Below are 7,401 nucleotides of genomic sequence, written 5' to 3' on the forward strand. Positions count from 1 at the left end.
GACCCCCGCCTTCCATCTCCAGTGGAGCCCGAAAGAATAATCCCTCAACCCCCACCCGTCAACCCCTCCCCACCTCTTCCATCGCTCCGCGTTTCCCAGCCGCGTCACACCGGCTTTCGCGAGGGGCCACTATGATACACCCGCTGCGGAGGAACGTCAAGGTTCTGTTACAAATCTCCGGAACGGGCGTGGTGCGTGGGAAGGTGAGCGGCTATTCTGTGGCCCTCGCACGCGCGCGCACATGAGTATGGAGAGTGACCGAGTGGCCCAGCAGCGGACGGACGAGCTTCCCATCGTGGTGATCGGGGCGGGGGCGGCGGGGACGATGGCGGCGATCTTCGCGGCGTCTACCGGACGGCGGACGCTGCTGCTGGAGCGGACGCGCGACGGCGGACGGAAGATCCTGATCAGCGGCGGCGGGCGGTGCAACGTGCTGCCCTCGGAGGTGGACCCGGCGCAGTACTTCACGGCCTCGTCACGCAACACGCTGAAGAAGATGATGCTGTCGTGGCCGCTCGCGGACCAGCGCCGGTTCTTCGAGGAGGACGTCGGCCTCCGCTTGGTGCTGGAGGAGGACTCGGGCAAGCTGTTCCCGTCCACCAACAAGGCGCGCTCGGTGCGCGACGGGCTGCTGGACCTGGCGGAGAGGCGCGGGGCGGAACTGGGATTCGATGCGGCGGTGGCGGGGCTTCGCCCATCTACCGAAACGGAGCCGTGGCGGGTGGCGCTGGAGAGCGGCGGGCAGATCGATGCGGCGGCGGTGGTGATCGCGACGGGCGGACTGTCGGTGCCGGCGACGGGGAGCGACGGCACGGGGATGCGGATCGTGAGGCAGCTGGGGCACACGCTGCACGACACGTATCCCGCGCTTACGCCGCTGACGGCGGATCCGCCGGTGCACGCGGGGCTGGCCGGCATCTCTCTGGAGGTACAGATGGAGGCGCCGCTGGCGAAGGGTAGCCTGACGACGCGCGGCGGCTTCCTCTTCACGCACCGAGGCTACAGCGGCCCGTCCGTCCTCAACGTATCACACGCGGCGGTGCAGTCCACGCCGGACCGGCAGCCGGTGTTCGTGCGGTGGACGGAGATGGACGCGGCGGCGTGGGAGCGGCTGCTGGTGGGCAAGGCGAGCGGGACGGTGCTGGCGCTGCTCCGGCGGCATCTTCCGGCGCGCTTGGCGGACCAGCTTCTCGTGGAAGCGCGGGTGGACGAGGAGCGCACGCTTCCGCAGCTGCGGCGCGACGAGCGAGCGCGGCTGGTGGAGGCGCTCACGCGCTACCGCCTGCCGTGGACGGGCGACGAGGGCTACAAGAAGGCCGAGGTCACGGGCGGCGGTGTGCCGCTGGTGGAGGTGGACCCGCGCACGATGGAGAGCCGCGTGTGCCCCGGCCTGTTCCTGTGCGGCGAGATCCTGGACGCGTTCGGGCCCATCGGCGGGTACAACTTCTTCTGGGCTTGGGCGACAGGGCGCGCGGCGGGGCTGGGAGCGGCGGGACGGTGATCTGACGTGGGGTCCCAGGACGTGTATCGACGGTGGTTTTCTCCTCTACTATATGGGTGCGATGGCGGACGGGGCCGAGGCGGAGCTGCTGAAGGGGTTTCCGGTGGTGGTGGAGATGCCGGTGGCGTGGGGGGACATGGACTTCTTCCGCCACGTGAACAACACGGTGTTCTTCCGCTACTTCGAGAGCGCGCGGATCGAGTACCTGGGCCGCATCGGGTTCCAGGCGGCGCTGGAGGAGACGGGCGTGGGGCCGATCCTCGCGTCCACGAGCTGCCGTTTCCGGCGGCCGCTCACGTACCCGGACACGGTGTCGGTGGGCGCCCGAGCGACGGAGGTGTCGGAGGACCGCTTCACGATGGAGTACCGCCTGGTGAGCCGGAAGCTGGGCGAGGTGGCCGCGGACGGCGGGGGCGTGCTGGTGTCGTACGACTACGGCGCGGGCCGGAAGGCGCCGCTGCCGGATGCCGTGCGCGCCGCCATCGAGCGGCTAGAGGCTTCGGCGCGCTGACGCGCGGCGGCCCGTGGCCGGAGGTGCGGACCGAGGGTGGATGCGCCTGCGGTGCTCGTGAGCTCGGCGCGGCCGCGGTCCACCGAGGACGTGCGCCGGGGTGGGCACAGCCCGTGCGGATACGGCGGTGCGCGTGGGGGATTCCGGCGTGGCGTGGCGTTGTCGCGGCAGGCACTTCCGGCTATGTTCAGGATGTTCGACGCGCTCCGGCTGGGCCTCGCACGCGGGTGACCGAGAAGATCCCGGGGGCGAGCGGTTCTCAGATGCGATTCCTGCGGATCTCCGCACCTTCTCTGGACGTTAGGAGGCAACATGCCTTTCGGTCTCGGCTTCGGCGAGCTGGTTCTGATCTTCGCGGTGATGCTGCTGTTCTTCGGGGCCAAGCGGCTGCCGGAGGTGGCGGGCGGCATGGGCAAGGGCATCCGCGAGTTCAAGCGCTCGATCAGCGGGTTGGACGAGGACTCGATCCAGGCCGGTCAGACGCCGCCGGCCGTTCCGCCGCAGGCGGCTGCGACGCCCCTGCCGACCGAGAGCGAGCCCAAGCGCCTGGGCTGATCGCCCGCGCCGAAACTCCGACCGACCGAAGGGACTCTCCGCAGCCGCGGAGGGTCCCTTTCGTTTTGCGGGACGGGCAGTCGATGCTGGCGTCACCGCCCAACTTCGTCGGAAGGAGGAAGCGCCAGCCGCTTCGTTATCGGCGCGGGCCGGAGGTATCGCCGGTGGTATGAAACCACCGGCTGGGGACTGCGGTCGTCCTTCGGACGAGGCGCCGAGAAGGCCTAGAATTCCGTGTGAGTGCTGGAGCATTGGAGTTGATGGCCGTGCGGCGCTCCAGAGATTGAGGCGAGAGGAGGCCGGTCCGAAAGGCCTTCGCAGGTCGCGGGCGTTCCATGCGCCCGGCGGATCATCTGCGTTGGGGAACGGAAGAGCGAGTCGATTTTCGGGCGAGCGCCGTTCCGCAGTATCCATATGGAGATGTGCGGCGGGAGACTGCCGGGCGTGGTGGGTCCGTGCGCGCCGGTGCTGCCGGCAGGCTCACGACGGGGCGGGGAGACCCCGGACGGAGGCGGGCAGGCTGTATCGCCCGCCGGAGGAGGAGGCTCGCCGACCCCGCGGAGGAGACGGGCGGCAGGCTGTATCGCCGCCCGGCTCCGGAGCGGGCCCGCACGCGAGGATGCCTTACGGTGCCCCGGATGCTTGACACGCTCCCGCTCCCGCTGTCGATTCCCCGGCAGCCCTTCCCTTCCCCACCCCGACGGACCCCACCCCGCTCTGAAGGAGCAGACGATGCCGAGCACCTCCCGCCCCGCCGTACGCCTGCTCGCGGCCGCGGCGCTCGCCCTGGCACCCGCGACGGCGGCGGCGCAGGCGCACCTGACGTCGCCACGCGAGCAGTTCGGCCACGAGATCGGGGCCGACTACCAGCTGCCCGACTACCGGCAGATGGCGGCGTGGTGGCGGAAGCTGGACGCGGAGAGCGACCGCATGCAGCTGGTGGACATCGGGCCCACGGCGGAGGGGCGGCGGCAGCTGATGGCGATCGTCAGCTCGCCGGCCAACCTGCGCAACCTGGCGCGCTACCGCGGCATCGCCGCACGGCTCGCGCACGCGGAAGGGCTCACGGAGGCGCAGGCGCACGCACTGGCGCGCGGGGGCAAGGCGGTGGTGTGGATCGACGGGGGACTGCACGCGAACGAGGTGCTGGGCGCGCAGCAGCTGATGGAGACGGCGTGGCAGCTGGTGAGCCGCGAGGACGCGGAGACGCGCCGCATCCGCGACGACGTGGTGGTCCTGCTGGTGCACGCGAACCCCGACGGGATGGACCTGGTGTCCGACTGGTACATGCGCGAGCCGGACCCGCTCAAGCGCTCGACGGGCGACCTGCCGCGGCTGTACCAGAAGTACATCGGCCACGACGACAACCGGGACTTCTACGCCTCCACGCAGCCGGAGACGAAGAACATGAACCGGGTGCTCTTCCACCAGTGGTTCCCGCAGATCGTCTACAATCACCACCAGACCGGCCCGGCGGGCACGGTGATGTTCGCGCCGCCCTTCCGCGATCCGTTCAACTACTTCTTCGACCCGCTCATCGTGACCAAGCTGGACCTCGTGGGCGCGGCGATGCACAGCCGGTTCGTGGCGGAGAACAAGCCCGGGGTGACGATGCGGAGCGGCGCGCCGTACTCGACGTGGTGGAACGGCGGGCTGCGCACCATCACCTACTTCCACAACATGGTGGGGCTGCTGACGGAGACCATCGGCAACCCCACGCCCATGCAGATCCCCTTCGTGGTGCGCCAGCAGCTTCCCCGGGCGGACCTTCCGCTGCCCATCGCGCCGCAGCGGTGGCACTTCCGCCAGTCCATCGACTACGAGGTGACGGCGAACTACGCGGTGCTCGACCTAGCCTCGCGCTACCGCGAGACGTTCCTGTACGATATCTACCGGATGGGCCGCGAGAGCATGGACCGCGGCAGCCGCGACTCGTGGACCATCCATCCCAAGGTGGTGGAGATGGCGCGCGGCGCGGTGGATGCGGACCGTGCGGCGAGGACCGCGGCGGGCGGGCAGGCGCAGGGCGGCGATCCGGAGATGCGGGGCGCACCGGACTCCGCCGCGTCGGCGCGGTACTGGGCGGTGATGCACAGCCCCGCGCTGCGCGACCCGCGTGGTTACGTGATCCCCGCGGACCAGCCGGACTTCCCCACGGCGACCAAGTTCGTGAACGCGCTGCTGGAGACGGGCATCACCGTGCACCGCGCGACGGCGCCGTTCTCGGTGGCGGGCAAGCGCTACCCGGCGGGCTCGTTCGTGGTGAAGACGGCGCAGCCGTTCCGCCCGCACGTGCTGGACATGTTCGAGCCGCAGGACCACCCGAACGACTTCCCCTACCCCGGCGCGCCGCCCACGCCGCCGTACGACCTGGCGGGCTGGACGTTGGCGTACCAGATGGGCGTGCGCTTCGATCGTGTGCTGGACGCGTTCGACGGCCCGTTCGTGAAGGTGGATGGCTTCGACACGCGTCCGCCGGCGGGCGTGGTGGACGAGCGGTCCGCCGCGGCGACGCAGGCGTACGTGGTGTCGCCGAAGGTGAACGACGCGTTCCGCGTGGCGAACCGGCTGCTCGCCGCGGGCGTCCCGGTGTCGCGGGCGGCGGCGCCGTTCGAGGCGGTCGGGCGCACTTTCCCCGCGGGCAGCTTCGTGATCGACGCCCGCGCGGGGCGGGAGCGGGTGGCGGCGCTGGCGCGCGAGCTGGGCGTGAGCTTCACCGGCGTACCCAGCCAGCCGGAGGGTGCGGTGCCGCTGCGGCCGGTGCGCGTGGGCCTGTGGGACCGGTACGGCGGCTCCATCCCCTCGGGCTGGACGCGCTTCGTGCTGGAGCAGTTCGAGTTCCCGTTCCAGGTGGTGTACGCGCCGGAGCTGGACGCGGGGAACCTGGCGGAGAAGTACGACGTGCTGATCTTCCCCAGCGACGCCATTCCCGAGCGCGACCGCACGGGCCGCGGCGGGATGCCGGACCCGGCGAGCGTGCCGGCGGAGTTCCGCGCGCGCATCGGCAACGTGAGCGTGGCGCGGACGGTGCCGGCGCTGCGGGCGTTCCTGGAGCAGGGCGGGACCGTGATCACCGTGGGCGGGTCCACCGTGCTGGGGCGGCACCTGGGGCTGCCGGTCGCCGACGCGCTGGTGGAGCGCGGCCCGGACGCCTCGGAGCGCCACCTGCCTGCCGAAAAGTTCTACATCCCCGGCTCGGTGCTGCGGGTGCGGGTGGACACGACGGCGGCCGCGGCGTGGGGGATGGACGGGGCGACCGACGTGATGTTCGACGAGTCGCCGGCCTTCCGGCTGCTCTCGGACGGCGGGAACGGCGGGGTGCGGCGGCTGGCTTGGTACGACGGGCCGGAGCCGCTGCGCAGCGGGTGGGCGTGGGGGCAGAAGTACCTGGACGGCGCGACCGCGGCCGCCGAGGCGGACGTGGGCCGCGGCCGCCTGCTGATGTTCGGACCGGAGATCACCTTCCGCGCGCAGCCGCACGGCACGTTCAAGTTCCTGTTCAACGGGATCTACGAGGCGATGGCGAAGCCGCGGGCCCAGTAGGCGCTGGGCAGAGCACCGGTTTGTAGGTGATCGGACGAGCACGGGCTGGCGGACGAGGCAAGCGTCCGGTCGATGCCGGAGGTTGACGGGCGATGTGGGGCGATGCGGAAGGCACGGGCGCAGTAACCGCAGGAGATGACCGTCGGCCGAGCCGTATCTCGGCGAAGGCAGAGTGACGGTCGCGGCATCGTGACGGCGGCATCGCCCTGGCGGGTAAACCCGCGGGGCTACAAAAGCGCGAAGGCCGCCTGCGGCCTGCTGCCGTAGCGCATTCGCGGGACGTCGAGGTCAGAGGCTCGGTTAGTGATTGCCGCGCATCGGGTTGGTGGGCGTGGATGGCACTCTGCGGGGCGGCGGCGGGTATGCATCGGACGACGTGCGGCGGCGGGGATGCTCGTCGTCCATCGTCCCACCGCAGGCTCGCTCCGGGCGAGCTCACTCGATCTTCATACTTACGTGGGCAATCCGTTATGAGAGCACGACTTCTCGCGCTGGGAGCAATGGCGCTGGTGATGTGTGGCGCTCCGGTGGCCGCGCAGGCGCCCACGGCGGCGCAGGTCGCGGCGCAGGCGCGGACGCGGTGGGAGCAGCGGCTGCGCGACGTGCGCAACTACACGGTCACGCAGCAGGTCCTGGGCGTGGAGATGATCGTGTACTTCGAGCGGATGGGCGGGCCCGCGGGAGATGCGTGGCGCTCGCGGGTGTTCACGCGCGGGGCGAACGGCACGCTCCGGCAGACACGGGCGCACACGTCGCCCTTTCCGTTCGAGCAGCTTCGCCTGTTCCGCGACCACGCCGCGCAGATGCGCTACGAAGGCACCAGCGCGACCGATGGCAAGCAGGCGCTGGTGCTGACGGTTGACGGCGCGGACCTGGGCGACCTGGCGCCCGGCATGCCGCTGGGCGGGCGGCCGGAGGAGGTGCGCAACTCGCACGCACGCCTGTTCCTGGATCCACAGGAGTACCTTCCGCTCAAGGTGTCGCTCACGCTCGGCGGCGCGGCTGGCGCCGGGTCGGCGCTGACGGTGGTGGCAAGGTTCAGCGATTACCGAGCGGTGGGCGCCGGGCTGGTGCTCCCCTTCCGCACGACGTTCTCGCCCGACACGGGCGACGGGACGGACGGCGGGACGCAGATCGCCATCACCGTCCGCGACGTGAAGGTCAACACGGGGCCGCCTCCCGGCGCACCGCGGTAGAGGCGGTAGTGCGGAGATAAAGATGCGGCCCGGGGAGCGAATCCCCGGGCCGCATCGTTTTGCATCCAGTTGCAGTACTGTCCGGTTAACGTAAA

Annotated in this window: 5 protein-coding genes; all 5 read left to right on the forward strand. The window is 70.9% G+C overall.

Annotated elements, in window-relative coordinates:
* The first annotated feature begins 262 nt into the window (after window positions 1-262).
* The 5 genes from VFE05_17235 (at window position 263) to VFE05_17255 (ending at window position 7,306) form a co-directional block, all read left to right on the forward strand.
* On the forward strand, window positions 263-1,501 hold the full coding sequence (locus VFE05_17235; protein ID HET6231823.1) for an aminoacetone oxidase family FAD-binding enzyme: 1,239 nt from the start codon (window positions 263-265) through the stop codon (window positions 1,499-1,501).
* 61 nt (window positions 1,502-1,562) lie between these two features.
* On the forward strand, window positions 1,563-2,012 hold the full coding sequence (locus tag VFE05_17240; protein ID HET6231824.1) for a thioesterase family protein: 450 nt from the start codon (window positions 1,563-1,565) through the stop codon (window positions 2,010-2,012).
* Between the two features lie 312 nt (window positions 2,013-2,324).
* Entirely contained in the window at window positions 2,325-2,567 is a 243-nt protein-coding gene (locus VFE05_17245) for a twin-arginine translocase TatA/TatE family subunit (GenBank protein HET6231825.1), read from the forward strand.
* Window positions 2,568-3,299: 732 nt separating this feature from the next.
* The gene (locus tag VFE05_17250) at window positions 3,300-6,110 is read left to right on the forward strand and encodes a M14 metallopeptidase family protein (GenBank protein HET6231826.1); all 2,811 of its coding nucleotides are present in this window, start codon (window positions 3,300-3,302) and stop codon (window positions 6,108-6,110) included.
* A 470-nt stretch (window positions 6,111-6,580) separates the two neighbouring features.
* Window positions 6,581-7,306 carry a hypothetical protein gene (locus tag VFE05_17255; protein HET6231827.1) on the forward strand — a complete coding sequence of 242 codons (726 nt, stop codon included), beginning with the start codon at window positions 6,581-6,583 and terminating at the stop codon, window positions 7,304-7,306.
* Window positions 7,307-7,401 lie beyond the last annotated feature (95 nt).

The organism is Longimicrobiaceae bacterium, assembly GCA_035696245.1.
Classification (GTDB): Bacteria; Gemmatimonadota; Gemmatimonadetes; order Longimicrobiales; family Longimicrobiaceae; genus DASRQW01.

Bases quoted from the DNA above. Each gene is read 5' to 3' on its own strand.
- VFE05_17240 (HET6231824.1), top strand. From the start codon at position 1,563: ATGGCGGACGGGGCCGAGGCGGAGCTGCTGAAGGGGTTTCCGGTGGTG.
- VFE05_17245 (HET6231825.1), top strand. From the start codon at position 2,325: ATGCCTTTCGGTCTCGGCTTCGGCGAGCTGGTTCTGATCTTCGCGGTG.
- VFE05_17250 (HET6231826.1), top strand. From the start codon at position 3,300: ATGCCGAGCACCTCCCGCCCCGCCGTACGCCTGCTCGCGGCCGCGGCG.
- VFE05_17255 (HET6231827.1), top strand. From the start codon at position 6,581: ATGAGAGCACGACTTCTCGCGCTGGGAGCAATGGCGCTGGTGATGTGT.